The organism is Domibacillus sp. (genome assembly GCF_031181085.1).
GTDB lineage: Bacteria > Bacillota > Bacilli > Bacillales > Domibacillaceae > Domibacillus.
The window spans coordinates 1-18,548 of record NZ_JAPSLE010000010.1 but is presented as its reverse complement, the minus strand read 5'-3'; the positions used below and the strand labels follow the sequence as shown (position 1 = coordinate 18,548).

The 18,548-nt window shown below is 45.0% G+C and carries 16 protein-coding genes, 1 other RNA gene and 1 pseudogene; 15 read left to right on the top strand and 3 right to left on the bottom strand.

What is annotated here, in order from left to right; all coding sequences use genetic code 11:
* Nucleotides 1–56 precede the first annotated feature (56 nt).
* From rpoN to RIN81_RS13705, 14 genes are all read left to right on the top strand, one after another.
* Entirely contained in the window at nucleotides 57–1,388 is a 1,332-nt protein-coding gene (rpoN, locus tag RIN81_RS13770) for an RNA polymerase factor sigma-54 (protein WP_309091098.1), read from the top strand.
* A gap of 10 nt (nucleotides 1,389–1,398) precedes the next feature.
* A complete protein-coding gene (locus tag RIN81_RS13765) occupies nucleotides 1,399–1,644 on the top strand; it encodes a glutaredoxin family protein (RefSeq protein WP_309091096.1) in 246 nt (81 codons plus the stop codon).
* A 154-nt stretch (nucleotides 1,645–1,798) separates the two neighbouring features.
* On the top strand, nucleotides 1,799–2,830 hold the full coding sequence (locus RIN81_RS13760) for a sugar-binding transcriptional regulator (RefSeq protein WP_309091094.1): 1,032 nt from the start codon (nucleotides 1,799–1,801) through the stop codon (nucleotides 2,828–2,830).
* A 67-nt stretch (nucleotides 2,831–2,897) separates the two neighbouring features.
* Entirely contained in the window at nucleotides 2,898–3,905 is a 1,008-nt protein-coding gene (gap, locus tag RIN81_RS13755) for a type I glyceraldehyde-3-phosphate dehydrogenase (protein WP_309091092.1), read from the top strand.
* Nucleotides 3,906–4,117: 212 nt separating this feature from the next.
* On the top strand, nucleotides 4,118–5,299 hold the full coding sequence (locus tag RIN81_RS13750; protein ID WP_242231834.1) for a phosphoglycerate kinase: 1,182 nt from the start codon (nucleotides 4,118–4,120) through the stop codon (nucleotides 5,297–5,299).
* 29 nt (nucleotides 5,300–5,328) lie between these two features.
* Nucleotides 5,329–6,090 carry a triose-phosphate isomerase gene (gene tpiA / locus RIN81_RS13745; protein WP_309091090.1) on the top strand — a complete coding sequence of 254 codons (762 nt, stop codon included), beginning with the start codon at nucleotides 5,329–5,331 and terminating at the stop codon, nucleotides 6,088–6,090.
* The gene (gpmI, locus tag RIN81_RS13740; RefSeq protein ID WP_309091088.1) at nucleotides 6,083–7,618 is read left to right on the top strand and encodes a 2,3-bisphosphoglycerate-independent phosphoglycerate mutase; all 1,536 of its coding nucleotides are present in this window, start codon (nucleotides 6,083–6,085) and stop codon (nucleotides 7,616–7,618) included. The genes tpiA and gpmI overlap by 8 nt, the downstream gene beginning before the upstream one ends.
* 15 nt (nucleotides 7,619–7,633) lie before the next feature.
* Complete coding sequence (eno, locus tag RIN81_RS13735) at nucleotides 7,634–8,929, top strand: phosphopyruvate hydratase (protein ID WP_242231831.1); 1,296 nt, start codon at nucleotides 7,634–7,636, stop codon at nucleotides 8,927–8,929.
* Between the two features lie 102 nt (nucleotides 8,930–9,031).
* A complete protein-coding gene (gene secG, locus RIN81_RS13730) occupies nucleotides 9,032–9,268 on the top strand; it encodes a preprotein translocase subunit SecG (protein WP_251270011.1) in 237 nt (78 codons plus the stop codon).
* A gap of 81 nt (nucleotides 9,269–9,349) precedes the next feature.
* Complete coding sequence (locus tag RIN81_RS13725; protein ID WP_309091086.1) at nucleotides 9,350–10,096, top strand: alpha/beta hydrolase; 747 nt, start codon at nucleotides 9,350–9,352, stop codon at nucleotides 10,094–10,096.
* A 25-nt stretch (nucleotides 10,097–10,121) separates the two neighbouring features.
* Entirely contained in the window at nucleotides 10,122–12,482 is a 2,361-nt protein-coding gene (gene rnr, locus RIN81_RS13720; RefSeq protein ID WP_309091084.1) for a ribonuclease R, read from the top strand.
* Nucleotides 12,483–12,500: 18 nt separating this feature from the next.
* A complete protein-coding gene (smpB, locus tag RIN81_RS13715; protein WP_046174343.1) occupies nucleotides 12,501–12,968 on the top strand; it encodes an SsrA-binding protein SmpB in 468 nt (155 codons plus the stop codon).
* 118 nt (nucleotides 12,969–13,086) lie between these two features.
* Nucleotides 13,087–13,448, top strand: a transfer-messenger RNA (tmRNA) gene (gene ssrA, locus RIN81_RS13710).
* Nucleotides 13,449–13,599: 151 nt separating this feature from the next.
* Nucleotides 13,600–14,259, top strand: coding sequence for an acetyltransferase (locus tag RIN81_RS13705; RefSeq protein WP_309091081.1), 660 nt, complete (start codon nucleotides 13,600–13,602; stop codon nucleotides 14,257–14,259).
* 20 nt (nucleotides 14,260–14,279) lie between these two features.
* Here RIN81_RS13705 and RIN81_RS13700 read toward each other — a convergent pair whose 3' ends face one another.
* The 3 genes from RIN81_RS13700 to RIN81_RS13690 form a co-directional block, all read right to left on the bottom strand.
* Nucleotides 14,280–16,130, bottom strand: a complete 1,851-nt coding sequence (locus RIN81_RS13700) for a polysaccharide biosynthesis protein (protein WP_309091079.1) — start codon at nucleotides 16,128–16,130, stop codon at nucleotides 14,280–14,282.
* A 150-nt stretch (nucleotides 16,131–16,280) separates the two neighbouring features.
* The gene (locus RIN81_RS13695) at nucleotides 16,281–17,771 is read right to left on the bottom strand and encodes a sensor domain-containing diguanylate cyclase (RefSeq protein ID WP_309091077.1); all 1,491 of its coding nucleotides are present in this window, start codon (nucleotides 17,769–17,771) and stop codon (nucleotides 16,281–16,283) included.
* 122 nt (nucleotides 17,772–17,893) lie between these two features.
* Nucleotides 17,894–18,220 (bottom strand): MerR family transcriptional regulator, encoded by a 327-nt coding sequence (locus RIN81_RS13690; RefSeq protein ID WP_309091075.1) that lies wholly within the window; start codon nucleotides 18,218–18,220, stop codon nucleotides 17,894–17,896.
* 182 nt (nucleotides 18,221–18,402) lie between these two features.
* Here RIN81_RS13690 and RIN81_RS13685 point away from each other — a divergent pair.
* Nucleotides 18,403–18,548, top strand: a pseudogene (locus RIN81_RS13685) (NAD(P)/FAD-dependent oxidoreductase); the annotation flags it as partial.

The window sequence follows — 18,548 nt, the reverse complement described above, 5'->3', positions numbered from 1 at the left end:
GCGGGTCTTTTTTTTCATGCCGCTAATCTGTATAATAGCGGTAAGGGGGAGATGGGATGAACATGCAAATGAAGCCGGGACTCTGGCAGCAGCAGACGATGAAGCTGGCCATGACGCAGGAATTAACGCAGGCCATTACATTGCTTCAATATTCAGCGCAGGAGCTGGCAGCGTTTTTGGAAACAAAGGCCGTCGAGAACCCGTTTATTCAATTAGAAACGCCTTCGTTGAAAGCGCTTCACAAAAAAGAGCGTGCCCAATCAGGAGCAAAAGCGGCAGATGATAAAAACTGGATCGAGCACATTGCGGATTCTTCTTATACCATCACGGATTATGTGCAGGCTCAATTTCAGTTGAAAGAATTAACCGATAAACAAAAACGGATTCTTCGTTTTTTATTAGATAACATGGATGAAAACGGCTATATGACGATTGATAGCAAGGAAGCAGCCGTCTTAATGGGGGAGAACAAAGACGAAGTCCAATTGGTACTCGATATGATCAAGTGGATGGAGCCGGCAGGAATCGGAGCCGGCAGTTTGCAGGAATGTCTTCTTCTGCAGGTGGAACGGCGCCTGGATGCACCTTTTTTAGCGGAGACGATTCTTCGCAGTCATTTTATCGAGTTTGCCAATAAAACATGGAAGCCGCTCGCCAAAAAGCTTGGTGTTGAACTAAAGGACATTCAGCAGGCGGCTGATTTTATTCGAACGTTAAATCCAAAGCCAGGGGCTTCTTTCGGAAATGGATCTTCCTGCTATGTGCAGCCTGATGTGGCGGTAACCGTCAGCGGAGAAACCATAGAAGTTCATCTTTATGATGACGATTTACCGAAAGTTATTTTTGAAAAAAAATATTTTAATGAATTGGCTTCGCATGCGGACAAAGAAGTGAAGCGGTTTATAAAAGAAAAAGAAAAAGACTATCAGTGGCTTATGAGAAGCCTTGAGCAAAGACAGCAGACCATACAGCGGGTAGGACTTAAAATTGTAGAAAAGCAGCGCCGTTTTTTCTTTGACGGACCGGGCTCCCTGCAGCCGCTTACGATGAAAGGCATTGCTGAAGAGCTGAACATTCATGAATCAACCGTAAGCCGGACCGTACGGGGGAAGTACATGCAGACTCCGTTTGGCACATACGAATTAAAAACCTTTTTCCCATCCGGTATGGCTGCTTCCTCAGAAGAAGGCGAAACGGCCTCTTCCAACCAGGTGAAAATACGTATTCAAGTGCTCGTCTCGGCGGAAGACAAGAAAAAGCCGCTGTCTGACCAGGCTATTTGTTCTGCGCTTTTAAAAGAAGGGATGGCTGTTTCAAGAAGAACAGTCGCCAAATACAGAGAACAATTAAATATACCATCCTCAGCAAAGCGCAAAAGATATGAATAAGAGCGGTCATATGACGATTTATTTTTATACAAGACCAGGCTGCCATTTGTGTGACGACGCTAAAAAAGTCGTCGTCCCTATCGCGCAGGAATTGAATATAGAGATGCTTGAACGAAACATTGATACAAAAGATGAATGGACAGAAAAATACGGATTAATGATTCCAGTTGTTGAAATGGGGGGAGAGCTTATGGCTTATGGCCACGTGGAACGCCGCTCTCTCTTAACAAAACTGAAACAAAGAGTTAACGAATAATTTAAAAAAATAACGAGCTCTTTTCGTTGATTTTTAAATAATGCCCTGCTACAATGAATTTGTAAGCAGGGAAAAATTTTTTTCGCCGGGGTGGGACATTAAAAGTTTCAACTGGGACGAAAGAGAACCCAAAGACCGAAGAGGAGCGCGGGATATGAAACCGATCTTAAATATTCAACAGCAGCTCGTACCGGACCTGCTTGACATTATGCAAAAACGCTATCGTCTTTTGCAGGCGGTTCGAATTGCCGGGACAGCTGGCAGACGTACGCTTGCCCAGTCACTGAGCATGACGGAACGTGTTGTAAGAAGCGAAGCGGAGTTTTTAAAAGAGCGCGGACTGCTCGATTTCAGTGCATCAGGCATGAAATTAACAGAAACGGGTATGGATGTGGTGAGGGAGCTGGAAGAGCTCATGCTCGAGCTTAAAGGCATTGATTCAATGGCCGAAGAGCTGAAGGCCCGCTACAATTTATCGGAAGCTGTTATTGTGCCTGGCAATTGTGATGAATCGGCATTCGTGAAAAAAGCAATCGGTGAGGCGTGCGTAAGCCGCATAAAGAGCAGGCTCAGCGGTAAAACTATCATCGCTGTAACAGGCGGCTCGACAATGGCGGAAGCAGCAAGAACGATGAAACCAGATTTTGCAGAAGGGAAACAAGTATTATTTGTGCCGGCACGGGGCGGTATTGGGGATGATGTCCGCAATGAAGCCAACACGATCGCTGCATTAATGGCACAGAATACAAACGGGTCACACCGTGTGTTGTACGCGCCGGAGCGAATCAGCCCTGACGTGCGCGAATCTCTTCTTCAAGAGCCGGCGATCAAAGAAGCAGTCAGCATGATCCAGTCTGCAGATATTGTTCTCCATGGCGTCGGGAATGCAATTTCGATGGCAAAGCGCCGCAAAACACCAGAAGCGGAACTTGCGATGCTGGAACAAAATGAAGCAGTGGCAGAAGCATTTGGCTACTATTTCAACAAAGAAGGCGAAGTGATTCAGAAGCTATCAACAATCGGCTTGAAACTGGATGATCTGCAGCATGCCAAAGTCATAATTGCGGCGGCAGGCGGCGCATCAAAAGGGAAAGCGATTCGTTCGTATTTAAACGGATCACCAAAGCTCGATATTTTAGTGACAGATGAAGCAGCCGCAAGAGAATTGCTTGAAGACCTATCTTAACGCGAACATCCGGCAGTTCTCATTTGAACTGGCGGTTTGATAAACAATTTCGAGGAGGAAATCACTCATGGCAGTAAAAATTGGTATTAATGGTTTTGGACGTATTGGACGTAACGTATTCCGCGCAGCACTTAAAAATCCGGAAGTTGATGTTGTAGCAATCAACGACCTTACAGATGCAAATATGCTTGCACACCTTTTAAAATACGATACAGTTCACGGCACACTTGACGCGGACGTAACAGTTGACGGCGATACAATCGTTGTAAACGGCGAGCGCGTAAAAGTAACAGCTGAACGCGATCCAGCGCAAATTCCTTGGGCAGCTAACGGTGCGGAAGTAGTTGTTGAATCAACTGGCCGTTTCACAAAACGTGCAGACGCAGCGAAACACCTTGAAGGCGGCGCGAAAAAAGTCATCATCTCTGCTCCGGCATCTGATGAAGATATCACAATTGTTATGGGTGTTAACGAAGATAAATACGATGCAGCGAACCACCAAGTTATTTCAAATGCATCTTGTACAACAAACTGCCTGGCTCCATTTGCAAAAGTATTGAACGAAAAATTCGGTATCGTTCGCGGTATGATGACAACTGTTCACTCTTACACAAATGACCAGCAAATTCTTGACCTGCCGCACTCTGACTACCGTCGTGCACGTGCAGCAGCAGAAAACATGATCCCAACTTCTACAGGTGCAGCGAAAGCCGTTTCTCTTGTGCTTCCTGAATTGAAAGGCAAACTAAACGGTATGGCAATGCGTGTTCCAACACCAAACGTTTCTGTAGTTGACCTTGTAGCAGAATTGAAGCAGGATGTAACAGCTGAAGAAGTAAACGAAGCGCTAAAAACAGCAGCTGAAGGCGACCTTAAAGGTATTCTTGCTTACACTGAGCTTCCACTTGTATCTTCTGACTACAATGGCTCACCAGCTTCTTCAACAATCGATGCTCTTTCAACGATGGTTATGGAAGGCAACATGGTAAAAGTTCTTTCTTGGTACGATAACGAGAACGGCTACTCAAACCGCGTTGTTGACCTTGCTCAATACATCGCTGCAAAAGGTCTTTAATTCAAAAACGCTGTTTTTCAAGCTATAACTTGGAAATCAACAGTTCACCATCTATAATAAAAAGGTGAAACGGGGAGCGGGATACAATCCCCGCTCCCTTTTTTTTGTGTGTAAGCCGTTATCTGTTCCGCTGCTAAAGCAGCGTCGAACGATGTCGGCAGAATGCTGCACGCTTAGCTTTCGCTTTTCAATTACACTGGGAGGTCTTCTTGATGAACAAAAAGACAATTAAAGATTTGGACTTGAAAGGTAAACGCGTTTTTTGCCGCGTTGACTTCAACGTTCCAATGAAAGATGGCAAAATTACGGATGATACACGTATCCGTGCCGCAATTCCGACAATTGAGTATTTGTCTGAACAGGGAGCCATCGTCCTTCTGGCAAGCCACCTTGGCCGTCCAAAAGGAGAAGTAAACGAAGAGATGCGCCTGACAGAAGCTGGACGCCGCTTGGCTGAGCTTACAGGCAAACAAATCGCCAAAGTGGATGAAGCTTACGGCGACAGTGTGAAAGAAGCGATTTCTGGCATGAAAGAAGGCGACATTCTTCTTCTTGAAAACGTTCGTTTCTATCCGGGCGAAGAAAAGAATGATCCAGAGCTGGCAAAAGAATTTGCTTCGCTTGCAGACATCTATGTAAATGACGCGTTTGGTGCGGCTCACCGTGCCCATGCTTCTACAGAGGGAATTGCTCATCTTCTTCCATCTGCTTCTGGCTTCTTGATGCAAAAAGAATTGGATGTGCTTGGAAAAGCATTGTCTGAGCCAGATCGTCCGTTTACAGCGATCGTCGGTGGAGCGAAAGTAAGAGACAAAATCGGTGTGATTGATCACCTGCTTGATAAAGTAGATAACTTGATCATTGGCGGCGGTCTTGCGTACACATTTGTAAAAGCTCTTGGCCATGAAATCGGAAAATCTCTTCTAGAAGAAGACAAAATGGATCTGGCAAAAGAATTTATGAAAAAAGCCGAAGAAAAAGGCGTGAAATTCTTGATGCCGGTTGATGTTACTGTAGCAGATGATTTTGGTGAACATGCAAACACAAAAATTGTGCCAATCGATCAAATCCCAGCTGACTGGGAAGCACTTGATATCGGTCCGAAAACGATTGAATTGTATGCAGAAACCATTAAAAACTCAAAACTTGTCATTTGGAACGGCCCAATGGGTGTATTTGAACTTGATAAGTTTGCAAAAGGAACAAGAGGTGTGGCACAAGCACTCGCTGATTCTGATGCGTATTCTGTTATTGGCGGCGGCGATTCAGCAGCAGCGGTTGAAAAATTCGACCTTGCGGACAAAATGAGCCACATTTCAACAGGCGGAGGCGCGAGCCTTGAGTTTATGGAAGGTAAAGAACTTCCAGGCGTTACAGCGCTTGACGATAAGTAATTTTGAAGCAGCAGAAGGGAGATTTATTCATGCGTAGACCGATCATTGCAGGAAACTGGAAAATGAATAAAACGCTTAGCGAAGCAATTGAGTTCGCAAACGATGTAAAAGGAAAAGTACCATCATCAGAACAAGTGGACAGCGTAATTGGTGCGCCTGCTTTGTTCCTTGGACAGCTTGTTGAAGCGGTAAAAGGAACAGATGTGAAAATCAGTGCACAAAACGCTCACTTTGAAGACAACGGAGCCTTCACAGGTGAAACCAGTCCGAAAGCACTTGCGGACCTTGGAGTTGAATATGTGATCATCGGCCATTCAGAGCGCCGTGAAATGTTCAACGAAACAGACGAGTCTGTAAATAAAAAAGCAAAAGCGATCTTTAACCATGGCATGACACCAATCATTTGCTGCGGTGAAACGCTTGAACAGCGTGAAGCAGGAGAAACAAATGCATTTGTTTCAGGTCAAATTAAAGCAGCACTTGAAGGCTTATCAGAAGAGCAAGTAAGCAGCTCTGTTATTGCTTATGAGCCAATCTGGGCAATCGGCACAGGCAAGTCGTCTTCATCAAGCGATGCAAACGAAGTGTGTGCAGAAATCCGTGAAACAGTTCGCAGCCTTTATTCAGACAAAGCAGCTGATTCTGTCCGTATCCAATACGGCGGCAGTGTAAAACCTGAAAACATTGCAGAATATATGGCACAGCCGGATATCGACGGCGCACTTGTCGGCGGCGCAAGCTTGGATGCGGCATCATACCTTGCTCTTTTGGAGGCTGTAAACAATGGCTAAAGGACCGGTTGCGCTCATTATTCTCGACGGGTTCGCCTGCCGGGCTGAAACGAGCGGTAATGCGGTCGCGCAGGCCAATAAGCCAAATTTTGACCGCTACTGGAATCAATTCCCTCATGCACAGCTTACGGCAAGCGGGGAAGCAGTAGGTCTTCCAGAGGGCCAAATGGGCAACTCGGAAGTAGGTCATATGAATATTGGTGCTGGGCGGATTGTATACCAAAGCTTAACAAGAATTAACATTGCGATTCGTGAAGGTGAATTTTTCGAAAATGAGCAGTTCGTAAAAGCAGCTGAGCATGCGAAAAAAAACGGAACAGCTCTTCATTTGTTTGGGCTTCTGTCTGATGGTGGCGTACATAGCCATATTGATCATTTAAAAGCGCTGCTTGAGTTTGCAAAACGGCAGGGTCTTGAAAAAGTGTATGTTCACGCTTTTCTGGACGGCCGCGATGTTGGACCTAAAACAGCAAAAGGCTACATTGAAGATGTACAAGCGAAAATGGATGAGCTGGGTGTTGGACAGTTTGCGACAATTTCTGGACGCTATTATGCAATGGACCGCGATAACCGCTGGGATCGTGTTCAAAAAGCATATGATGCAATTGCGCAAAACGATGCACCAAAGTTTGATGATCCGCTTGAAGCACTTGAAGCCTCTTACGCAGCGGACGTTGTCGATGAATTTTTTGTACCGGCTGTCATCACCGGTAAAAACGGTAAGCCAATTGCGAAAGTTCAAGATAACGACGCCGTAATTTTCTTTAACTTCCGTCCTGACCGGGCGATTCAGTTAGCGAATGTGTTTACAAACGAAGACTTTATGGGATTCGATCGTGGCGAATTCCGTCCTAAAGACTTGTTCTTCGTCTGCATGACACCATATTCGGAAACAGTTAAAGGCGTTATCGCGTATAACAAAACAGATTTATCAAATACTGTCGGGGAAGTATTAGCCAATAACAATCTTCGCCAGCTTCGCATTGCGGAAACGGAAAAATACCCGCACGTTACGTTCTTTATGAGCGGCGGCCGTGAAGGGGAATTCCCTGGTGAAAAACGAATCTTGGTAAACTCACCGAAAGTAGCAACATACGATTTGCAGCCAGAGATGAGCGCATATGAAGTAACGGACGCGTTACTTGCTGAAATCGAAGGCGACAAACAGGATGCGATCATCCTGAACTTTGCAAATCCAGACATGGTTGGCCACTCAGGACTTTTAGAACCGACGATTAAAGCAGTTGAAGTAGTAGATGAGTGCCTGGGACGGGTTGTAGACTTGATCCTGGCAAAAGGCGGCACAGCGATTATTACCGCTGATCACGGTAACGCTGATGAGGTTGTAACCGTAGAAGGCAATCCAATGACGGCTCACACAACGAACCCGGTTCCGGTTATTGTCACAAAAGAAGGCATCACATTGCGCGATGGAGGAATCCTCGGCGATTTGGCGCCAACGATGCTTGATCTATTAAACCTTGAACAGCCAGTTGAAATGACTGGAAAAACATTAATTAACCATTAAGGGAGAGAATAAACAATGCCAGTAATTACAGACGTATATGCACGCGAAGTACTTGATTCACGTGGAAACCCAACAATCGAAGTAGAAGTATACACAGAGTCCGGCGCATTTGGCCGTGCACTTGTTCCATCTGGTGCATCAACAGGTGAATACGAAGCAGTAGAACTTCGTGATGGCGACAAAGGCCGCTACCTTGGCAAAGGTGTTGAGCAGGCTGTTAAAAACGTAAACGAAGTAATCGCTCCAGAAATCGTAGGCAGCTACGTTGTTACAGATCAAATCGGTATCGACAAAGCGATGATCGAGCTTGACGGCACAGAAAACAAAGGCAAACTAGGCGCAAACGCAATCCTTGGTGTATCTATGGCCGTTGCACATGCAGCAGCTGACTACCATGGTGTATACCTTTATGAATACCTTGGCGGCGTAAACGGCAAGCAGCTTCCTGTTCCGATGATGAACATCGTAAACGGCGGTGAGCATGCGGATAACAACGTTGACATCCAGGAATTCATGATCATGCCTGTTGGCGCGCCTACATTCAAAGAAGCGCTTCGCACGGGAGCAGAAATTTTCCATAACTTAAAAGCGGTTCTTCATGAAAAAGGCTTGAACACAGCAGTTGGTGACGAAGGTGGTTTCGCGCCAAACCTTGGTTCAAACGAAGAAGCCCTTCAAACAATTATCGAAGCAATCGAACGTGCTGGCTACAAACCAGGCGAAGAAGTTAAATTGGCAATGGACGCTGCTTCTTCTGAGTTCTACAACAAAGAAGACGGCAAATACCACCTTTCTGGCGAAGGCGTCGTGAAAACATCTGCAGAAATGGTTGACTGGTACGAAGAAATGGCAAACAAATACCCAATCGTTTCAATCGAAGATGGTTTGGATGAAAACGACTGGGAAGGCCACAAATTGCTTACTGAGCGCCTTGGCGATCGTGTACAGCTTGTTGGGGATGACTTGTTCGTTACGAACACGAAAAAGCTTTCAGAAGGTATTAAAAACGGCGTAGGTAACTCTATTCTAATTAAAGTAAACCAAATCGGTACATTAACTGAAACATTTGATGCGATCGAAATGGCAAAACGCGCTGGCTATACAGCGGTTATCTCTCACCGTTCTGGTGAAACAGAAGATGCAACAATTGCTGATATCGCAGTTGCAACGAACGCTGGCCAAATTAAAACAGGTGCACCGTCACGTACGGATCGCGTAGCAAAATACAACCAGCTTCTTCGCATTGAAGACAACCTGGGTGAACTTGCTCAATACCTTGGCAACGACACATTCTACAACTTGAAAAAATAAGAACAAACGAAAGCCCGGCGGCCGCCGGGCTTTTTTGCGCGTGTGCAGAAAGTATGATATAATTCACTCATCTATAGGTTCGTCTTTGATGGAGGTAAAAATATGTTGCATACAGTGCTTATTGTACTGCTCGTGATTGTAGCAATTGCGCTTATTGCGGTTGTTTTGCTGCAGTCTGGAAAAAGTTCAGGGCTTTCTGGCGCGATTTCCGGCGGTGCGGAGCAATTGTTTGGAAAACAGAAAGCGCGCGGGATTGACCTGGTGCTGCATCGTCTGACAGTGATTTTGTCTGTTCTGTTTTTTGTTTTAACAATTGCGCTTTCTTACTTTGGTTTATAATAAAAAAGGCGATTCGGCTGAATCGCTTTTTTTTATGCCCCAAAGCCTTCATCATCCGAAAAAAGAAAGGAATTGACTCACATGAAACTAACACTGCCAACTCCATTTACATTCGAAGCGGGAAAACGGGCTGTTTTACTTTTACACGGCTTTACTGGAAATTCATCTGACGTGCGCATGATTGGCCGTTTTCTTGAGAAAAATGGGTATACATCACATGCACCACACTATAAAGGACATGCGGTTCCGCCTGAAGAACTAGTGAAAACAGGTCCTGAAGACTGGTGGAAGGATGTGGAGGAAGGTTATCAGCACCTGCTGAATCTTGGCTATGAAGAAATTGCGGTATGCGGACTGTCGCTCGGCGGTGTTTTTGCATTGAAACTCGGTTATACTAAACCTGTAAAGGGTATTATTCCAATGTGTGCCCCAATGTCGATGAAAGATGAGCAGACGATGTACAATGGGGTTGTGGAATACGCACGCGGGTTCAAGAAATTTGAAGGGAAATCCGCTGAAGTTATTGAAAAAGAAATAGAAGCCTTTAAACAAACACCGATGAATACGCTGGCGGCGCTTCGTGAGCTTGTACAAGATGTACGCAGCCATATTGACCACATTTATGCACCGGTTTTTGTTGTTCAGGCACGCAACGACAAAATGATTGATACCAACAGCGCCAATGTGATTTTTGAAGGCGTGGAAACAGACGAAAAACAATTGAAGTGGTACGAAGAGTCCGGTCATGTGATTACACTGGATAAGGAAAAAGAGCAGCTGCATGCAGATATTCTTGCCTTTCTCCAAACGCTTGACTGGACCGTGTAACTTCGCAAAAGGAGGCGGGTTCCAGATGGACCAGCACATAGAGAAAATCGTCGATCGATTATTGACGTATATGAAAGAAGAATCGTACAAGCCGCTCACAGTGCAGGAGCTTGAAGAAGTGCTTGGCATTGAAGGCTCGGAAGGGTTTCGCGACTTTGTTAAGTCGCTCGTGTACATGGAAGAGCGCGGTTTAGTCGTGCGGACGCGCGCAAACCGATACGGTCTGCCGGAGAAAATGAACCTTGTGCGCGGAAAGATTTCCGGACATGCAAAAGGGTTTGCTTTCCTGCTGCCGGATGAGCAGGGAATGGATGATGTATTCATTCCGCCGCATGAAACAAATGGAGCCTTAAACGGCGACACGGCGCTTGTCCGTGTAACGAAAGAAGACGAGAGCGGGACACGCCGGGAAGGTACTGTTGTCCGTATTTTAGAACGCGGCCAGACGGACATTGTCGGTACGTTCATCGACAAAAAAAGCTTTGGCTTTGTGGAAACAGACGATAAAAAATTCACCGCTGATATTTTTATTCCAAAAGAAAAAACTGCCGGTGCGATTGACGGCCACAAAGTCGTTGTCCATATCACACGCTGGCCGGAAGGGCGACAGGCGGCAGAAGGCGAAGTAAAAGAAATTATCGGGCATAAGAACGATCCTGGCGTCGATATTATGTCGATTATTTATAAACACGGCCTGCCGCAGGAGTTTCCGGAAGAAGTGCTGGAGCAGGCGAATGCGGTGCCGGATGAAATTGATCCGAAAGATATCGCGAACCGTCGGGATCTTCGCGATGAAGTCATCGTGACAATTGATGGAGCGGACGCAAAAGACCTCGATGATGCGGTCACGGTAACCAAGCTTGAGAATGGCAACTATAAGCTCGGCGTTCACATTGCCGACGTCAGCCACTACGTAACGGAAAACTCCCCGATTGACCGGGAAGCCTATGAGCGTGGTACAAGTGTTTATTTAGTGGACCGGGTAATCCCAATGATTCCACACCGCTTGTCCAATGGCATCTGCTCATTGAACCCTAAAGTAGACCGTTTAACAATGTCGTGTGAAATGGAAATTAATGCATCTGGTGAAGTAGTCAGCCATGAAATCTTTGACAGCGTCATCCGAACGACAGAACGAATGACTTATTCAGATGTAAACCGGATTTTGGTTGATAAAGATGAAGCATTGCGCGCTAAGTACGAAGCACTTGTGCCGATGTTTGAGCGAATGGAAGACCTGGCGGCCATTTTACGCCAAAAGCGCACGGACCGGGGTGCCATTGACTTTGATTTCAGGGAAGCAAAAGTGCTTGTAGATGAAGACGGGCATCCGACTGATGTGGTCATTCGGGAACGTTCTGTCGGCGAAAAACTGATTGAAGAATTTATGCTGGCGGCAAATGAAACGGTAGCAGAGCATTTCCACTGGATGGATGTTCCGTTTATATACCGGATTCACGAAGATCCGAAGGAAGATAAATTGCAGCGCTTTTTTGAGTTTTTGACGAATTTTGGCTTGAATGTGAAAGGGACAGCAAATTCTGTTCATCCGCGTGCCCTTCAGGAAATTATTGAAAACGTAAAAGACACGCCGGAAGAAACAGTTATTTCTACTGTTATGCTTCGGTCCATGCAGCAGGCAAAATATAATGCGAACAGCTTAGGGCATTTTGGGCTTGCAGCAGAATTTTACACGCATTTCACTTCGCCAATCCGTCGGTATCCGGATTTGATTGTCCACCGTTTAATTCGTACGTATTTAGTTAACGGTGATCTTACGCCGCAAACACGGGAAAAGTGGGATGCGCGCCTTCCGGAAATCGCTGATCACACATCCAGCATGGAACGCCGGGCTGTTGATGCAGAACGCGATACAGACGAGCTGAAAAAAGCCGAATTTATGCTTGATAAAATTGGTGAAGAGTATGATGGGGTTATCAGCTCTGTTACCAACTTCGGTATGTTTGTGGCGCTTGAAAATACGATTGAGGGTCTGATTCACGTTTCGTATATGACAGATGATTATTATCGTTATGATGAACGCCACTATGCTATGATCGGTGAGCGGACCGGCAATGTCTTCCGCATTGGGGACGAAATTACCGTTCGTGTGCGTGATGTAAATAAAGACGAACAGTCTGTCGATTTTGAAATCGTGGGCATGAAAAAACAGCGCCAGCGTCCAGCTGGAATAGAGGGCAAAGCGGATAAAAAGCCGCGCGGCCGCGGCAAGAAAGCACAAACCATTAAACGGGAAGACAGACCGTCGAGAACGCCGGCGCGTTCAGATATGAAAGAGGGCGGCGAATGGTCGAACCAGCCGCCGAAAAAAAAGAAAAAACGTAAATTTTACGAGGGAATTGCGAAGAAAAAGAAACGCAAGTAAGAAAGTGGGGATGAGCCAATGCCAAAGGGAGAAGGAAAAGTGGTCGCGCAAAATAAAAAAGCGCGCCACGATTACTTTATTGAAGAAACATATGAAGCGGGTCTTGTACTTTTAGGAACCGAAATTAAAGCAATCCGGGCGGGGCGAGTGAATTTAAAAGATTCATTCGCCCGCATTCGAAATGGCGAATTGTTCGTCCACAATATGCATATCAGCCCGTACGAGCAGGGAAATATTCATAACCATGAGCCGCTCCGTACGCGAAAGCTTCTTCTGCACCGGAAGCAAATTAATACATTGATCGGTGAAACGAAAGAAGCGGGCTACTCGATCGTTCCTTTAAAACTTTATTTAAAAGACGGATATGCAAAGTTGTTAATTGGCCTTGCAAAAGGGAAAAAGAAATATGATAAACGCGAAGATTTAAAGCAGAAAGAAGCAAAACGAGACATTGAGCGCGCCTTCCGTGATCGTCAAAAGGGTTGAATAACTAGTTTGTTTGTGGTATGATAGATTCTGTCACGATGAAGCAGCTATGCTTCGATACTACTTTGTCAGGAAATGTTCTTAGCATAAGCCAGAACATCCTGTTCAAATCTAATCCGGGGACGTTACGGATTCGACAGGGGTAGTTCGAGCCTGGGCTGCGGGCCAGAGGGTCGGCTCTGTCAAAACGCACTTGCCTATAATAACTGGCAAACAACAAACTCAACTACAAGCTGCCTAATTTAGGTTAGCCTGTGCTCCTCCCGCTGTTGTCCGTGCAGTCGGGTAAGGGGCTCACTTTAAGCGGACTACGCTCAATTCCTCCGCCTGGGGATGAGAGAAGAGACTAATCAGGCTGGCCGATCCAAACGCCTGCTGTGCGGCAGTTGGGCCGGCGAGACCGAAATAGTACAGCTACGCCCGTAGACGCTCAGGTGCCGTTATCTTTGGACGCGGGTTCGACTCCCGCCGTCTCCATACTTGTATGGAGCACCTATTTATAAAAGCCTTGCGAATTATTCGCAAGGCTTTTTTGTTTTGGGAAAAGCAACCCTGTCTTGTATTGGCAAAGACAAAGTGCATATAGTCGAGAGGCTGGCATACATTGATAAAACAATGCGAGGTGATTGGTGTGAAAAAAATCATCATCATCGGTTCAGGTGGACATGCGAGCGTCATTATTGATGCTATTGAAAAAGAAAGAAAATACGCTATATATGGAATTATTGATACGATTCGTCCCGTTAATACGAGTATATACGGATATCGGATAGTAGGGACAGAGTCTACTTTGCTGAAATTGGGCAAACAGGTGTGCGGAGGTATTGTGGCGATCGAGGACAATTGGACACGGAAAAAAACGGTTGAAACCATTCGCAAACTCGTCCCTGACTTTTCTTTTGTTTCCATCGTACACCCATCGGCCTGCATCAGCAGCAATGTCAAAATAGGAGATGGTACGGTTGTGATGGCAGGTGCGGTTATTAACCGAAATACAATTATAGGAGAGCATTCTATTATTAATACAAACTCCTCGGTTGATCATGACTGCATACTTAGTGACTTTGTCAGCATTGCTCCGGGTGCGGTGCTGGGCAGGAATGTTAAAGCGGGAAATAGTGCAGTTGTGTCGCTTGGAGCCAAGGTCATTCACTCAGTGAGTATTGGAGAGCATACTGTTATTGGAGCTGGATCAACGGTGTTGCAAAGCATTGGTCCGTACGGGGTTGCATATGGTACTCCCGCTAAAGTAATTCGAACAAGAAAGCAAGAAGACAGTTACTTATCATAAAGATGGGAAGTTTATTTTGTTTATGAAAAAAAGAAATCAATCTGATAAGAAGGAACGATTTCTTTTAAAACGGATTTGATTGCCGTATCGGTTTCTTCGTTTCCTGATTCGTAAACAAGCTGTTCCAGCTGGTTCAGCCAGAATGGCAGGTCGATCTTTGATACGTTCGTTGTTCTGGCTATGTAGATCAATTCATGCTTGGAAGCCGTGTGGCCTTCTTCTGTTGTAAAAAGTTCTTCGTACAGTTTTTCCCCTGGGCGCATACCTGTATAGTGGATCTCGATATCTTTGCCTGGTGTCAGTCCCGATAAGGTAATTAAGTTACGGGCCAGTTCGCTGATCTTAACCGGTTTGCCCATATCCAAAATAAAAATCTCGCCGCCTTTTGCAAGCGCCCCTGCTTGAATGACAAGCTGTACGGCTTCGGGAATCGTCATAAAATAACGGGTCATATCCCGGTGCGTGACTGTAACCGGACCGCCGTTTTGAATTTGTTTTTTAAATAAAGGAACTACACTGCCTCTGCTTCCAAGTACGTTTCCGAACCGGACCGCGACAAAGTTCGTTTTACTCTGCTGATTCAATGTTTGAATAATAAGTTCGGCTACCCGTTTTGTGGCACCCATTACGCTCGTTGGGTTCACTGCTTTGTCTGTGGAAATTTGAACGTACGTTTCAACTTCATACTGACCGGCACATTCCGCCAGATTTTTCGTGCCGAAGATGTTATTTTTAACGGCTTCCGTCGGATTGTGTTCCATTAAAGGGACATGCTTGTGTGCAGCGGCATGAAAGACAACCTGTGGGCGGTAAGTGGAAAAAATATGTTTAAGCCGGTTTTTATCCTGAATGTCGCCAATTAGTGCCTGGATGGGAAGGTGAGGATAAAGCTGCTCAAGTTCTTTTTCGATTGCATATACGCTGTTTTCACCGTGGCCAAGCAGAAGGACTTTTTTCGGATGAAATGAAGAAATCTGCCGGCAGATTTCAGAGCCGATCGAACCGCCCGCTCCGGTAATCAGCACTGTTTTATCCTGTACATAATGAGAAATGCCGAGAACATCCAGCCGGATCGGCGGGCGTCCAAGTAAATCCTCCACGTTGACCTCACGAATCATACTTAATGTAACACGTCCATTAATAATATCTGTAATACGCGGTAGAATCCGGACAGTGACACCGCATTTTTGACAGCTTTTTACGATTCGGGTAATATCGCTTCCGGAAGCAGATGGAATGGCGATAATGGCTGTTTCAATATGAAACTGCTCAATGACCCGTTCAATCTCACCGGTTGTGCCGGCAACCGGCATATTCCGGACGTGCAGGCCAATTTTTTCAGGGTCATCGTCAATAAAAGCAACGGGGTATAAAAAAGGGTCCGTCGATTTTTTTAATTCTTTCACGACTAAAATACCCGCATTGCCCGCGCCGATAATAAGTGTCCGCTTTCCGTTTTTATTGGGAATGCCCTTGTTTTCATTTATAGACCATAAAATCAGCCGTGAAAATAAAAAGACTGCCAGAGAAACAGTCCAAGTTATGAAAAGAAAAGAAAACGGCAGGGCGGTTGCCCCCCACTCCGAAAAAAGAAGATGCAGCATGGCGCCTGTTACGAAGGCAAATGCGAAGCTTTTTCCAATGACCTTTGATTCCCCCATGCTAGCGAAACGCCATAAGTGGCGATAATGGTGAAAAAGATGAAATCCAATCGTCAGTACCACCCAAAACAAGGCGAAGATGTATGCCAGTTGGGAAAATGTAAGCCCTCTGCCGTTTTCATAGAAAACAAAGCAGGAAAGCGCAACAGAAAGAAAAAGAATCCCGAAATCCATGAAAAGCGCCAGAGCATATCGTTTCGTTCGGCTCACACCAAAGCCTCCATCCCATACTTTTTAGCTCTTTACTTTATATGAGTTTATGGAATAAGGTGTGAGAAAATCGGTAAAACAAAGGGAGGAAAACAGGCTGTTAAATAAAAAATCAAACGAAAACATTACTGTTCTTCGTTTGATTTTTTGTTATTTTTGGAAAGAAGGAGTATGGGGCTTATGACGCCGGCTTCTTTTTTCTTTATACATTTCCTGATCAGCCATTTCAAGCAGCTCTTCAAGAGAAATATTCATGCCGGGGTGGTAATAGCAGATGCCGTGACTGGCCGACAATTTGTACGGCTGCCGGGAGACCTGGTTGGTGCGGGCAAACTCTAATTGAATAGCATTCCAGGCTTGATCGGCCGCTTCCGGCGGCTGATTGGGAAAAAGAATAACAAACTCATCCCCGCCCATTCGAAATAAAAGATCTTCTTCATGCAGAGATTTTTGAATTGCCCGGCAGATCTCTTTAATAAAATGGTCACCTTTATTATGGCCGTAACGGTCATTAACAGTTTTTAATCCGTTAATATCAATGTAGCACAGTGTAAAGGGCTGAGCCTGGCGGCTGTTCATCAGGCTGGAAAGGACGTTCAGCCCTTTTCGTCTGTTCATAACACCTGTCAGTTCATCCAAAAAGGCATGCGCCGATAGTTTTTCTTCTTCCGCTTTAAAGCTCGTTACATCCGTTGTTCCGATTAGCAGGCACGGTTCCTGCAAATAATCAACTAATTCCACACTCAGCATAATCCAAACGTCTTTCTTCGCTGGGTCAAAATGCGGCGTCAAATATCCTTTGATGCTTCCTTTCCCCTGTAAAACATCAACGATATTCTGCTCCTCATGCGGATTTTTAAAAAGAAGGCCAGCGCCTTTATCGTGCAGCTGAGTTCCTTCGTAATACGCAGATGCCCGCTGATTAAAAAGGATAATCTGATAATCAGAAAGCCGTGCCAGAATGAGTGGATGCGGATTTAAATCAAATAAAAGGCGAAATGTTTTTTCATTTGTTTGAAGCTGCTGCTGGCTTTCCATCTCTTTTTTTCGATAGAAATAAAAGGTGGACGATAGAAAAAAAGCAATGCCGGCTGCGGCGGTCGAATTAATCATATTCATAATCGATGTAAGTGAAAAACCGCCAATTTTCATTAATCCGGCTAGAAACAAAACATGGATGCCGGCCAGCATGACTGCGGATTTTTTTGGGGGAATCGGAAAAATCACAGAAGCTGCCAGTAGAATAATTAAATATGCGTAAATATTTCCAGTTAAAAATTGGCTGTTTAACGATCCGGACGCGCCAATGAAAATATAAAAACAAAAATAGCTATATACATAATGCAGCACATCACTCCTGCCAGACTGCTGGCACCGGATCAGTCGCTTACGGACCAGCAAAAAGGTGAGTGACATAAAGAACGAAAGAAAATGTAAAAAAGCGAGAATGCCCAAGTTTAATCTCTTTTCTCCCGTTGACAAGAAGTAAAGATCCAAAGCCAAATAAAGCGGGTAAGACAGGACAACCATTAAACAAACAAACCGAAGCCTGGCGAACAGCAATTCACCATGCTCGCGGCAAAACTGCTCATCTTCAGGCCGATCAGGTTGAAAGAGAGCGCTCCATGTATCTTTCTTCATATTATAAATCCTTTTTTAATTGCATTTTATCATAGCTTTATAGGGCATCCTAATGAATTCAGCGCTCCGTTAAACGAGCTTTTCAAATGAAAAATCCCGGAGGATGAAGATTCCGGGATTTTTCATTTGAACTTGTTTTGAATACCGAACCGTGCATTCAGCTGGCCTTTGATCATGCTTCGTTTTAATTTGTCATGATCTGGTCTTTTCTTCATTTCCTGCCTAATTTCAAATGTCCGGACACCATCTTCCATTTGGTTGGCAATATCCATCAGTGTTTCCACGTCGCCAAAGGAGTATTTTCGCGTGCCTCTTTCTGAGCGGTCAGGGAAAATAAGCTGGCGTTCTTCATAATAGCGAATCTGGCGTTCAGACAAGCCGGTTAACTCGCTCACAATTCCAATTGTAATAACCTTTTTCGTCTTATAGCTTCTCTCTTCATCTGTCATGGAATCACCTCGAAATGGATTACCTGTACTATTATATATCAGAATGTGAATTTATGTAACGATTATATGTGATATTTTCTAACAATTAATTTTTATGTAAGATTATATAACATTTATTGTGACTACTTCTTTTAGTTCTCCTATAATCAACACTATCAACAGCCACCAAGGAGGATGTTCAGATGACAAAAGAGAAAATCGTACTAATCGGAAATGGGATGGCCGGTGTCCGGTCTATTGAAGAAATATTAAAAATTAACCCGGATCGGTTTCATATTACTATTTTTGGTGAAGAGCCCTATCCGAACTATAACCGCATTCAATTGTC